Here is a 1,339-nt window from a genome sequence, read left to right on the forward strand (position 1 = left end):
CCGCCATAAACACCGAAACTAAAGACAAACCTACAATGCCGAATGTAGTAAATCGTGTTGATGCGATTGTTATACCTATTTACCGCGATTTAGTATCACTTGTATTTCTTTTAAACTGTGAGAACCATCTAATATTCTTCCCATTCTACCATAATTCAAACCTTGGACATTAATGAAACAAAATATCCCTTTAGTCAGGTAATATTCTATACTCCAAAAACTACGATAAGGAATTAAATCATCATCCATATCATGGAAAAATTTATTAATTTTTTCACGATCGTACTCAATTCTAGCTTCATCGACCAAATGAATCCCTGATAAAACCTTTTTTCCACTGAAATCATCTTTTACAAAGCTTCCAAACTCAGTATCAACTGTAGAATCATCAGCTTCAAAAAACAAAATAGGTGAAAAATCACTTTCAACCTCAGGAAGATAAATCATTAGAGATTTAAACTTAAATCGATAATCCGTTTGATTATCTTCAGTGAAAATTGAAATAACATCACTACTAATTCTTTTTATTTCACCGATTTCCCCAGTATTATGATTATTATAAAAATCCGCACCAAAAGTTAAAGATGAACTTTTAAGAATTGCCATAACTTGCATTGCAACATTTATATCATCAACTATTCTTGCTTCGTTTTGTCCCATTGATAAGCTACATTTCGAGAATGCTTCAATTAATTTCTCAATCGATTCTCTTTTAACATCTTGTTGAGTCTCATCAGATTTATCTAAGTATTCTTGATATTTTTCTTTAAATTCCGTATATCCAGAAACACTTGAATAACTGTCTTTTAGCTCTTGTAAGAAAAATGTATCTACTTTATCAATTAGCCCATTAAACGTATCACTCACATCTTCTTCTTTAATAAAAATTGCGCTATGTGTAATTTGATTTCGGTATTTTTCTAGTTGATTAATTTTTAATAACATTTTTTTATCAATTTCAATACCACAAAAACTAGAAAGCCTATCTATGGCTTCTTGCATAGTTACTGTATGAGGTGACTTTTCAGTTTCAAAAATTGATGTCAATTTTTTTTGTCTTTTTTCTTTAAAAGCAGATTTTAAAGCCTTATCAAAATCAGAAAATACTAATAGTTCATTATGATTTATTAGTACCTGTTTAAATAAAATTTCGACACCATGATTTATCGATAGTATCGCATCTTTAAGAGTATAAAAACGTTCCTCCCCACGCCTATCAATAAAGTGCATTTCCTCATATTTCTTTAAACTTTCAAAACCTTTTTTTAAAGAATCAATACCATTCTCAATAAGTGATATTTTCACAACTACTCCTTTTTTTAGGTATAACGCCTGCATA

The 1,339-nt window shown here is 29.6% G+C and carries 1 protein-coding gene; it reads right to left on the reverse strand.

Annotated features, from left to right (window positions below; all coding sequences use genetic code 11):
- Nucleotides 1-75: 75 nt before the first annotated feature.
- Nucleotides 76-1,339, reverse strand: a 1,264-nt coding sequence (locus tag A6E03_RS07705) for a hypothetical protein (RefSeq protein ID WP_065600551.1), incomplete at its 5' end; no start/stop codon positions are given.

The sequence above is a fragment of the Aliivibrio sp. 1S128 genome (assembly GCF_001691065.1).
Lineage (GTDB): Bacteria > Pseudomonadota > Gammaproteobacteria > Enterobacterales > Vibrionaceae > Aliivibrio.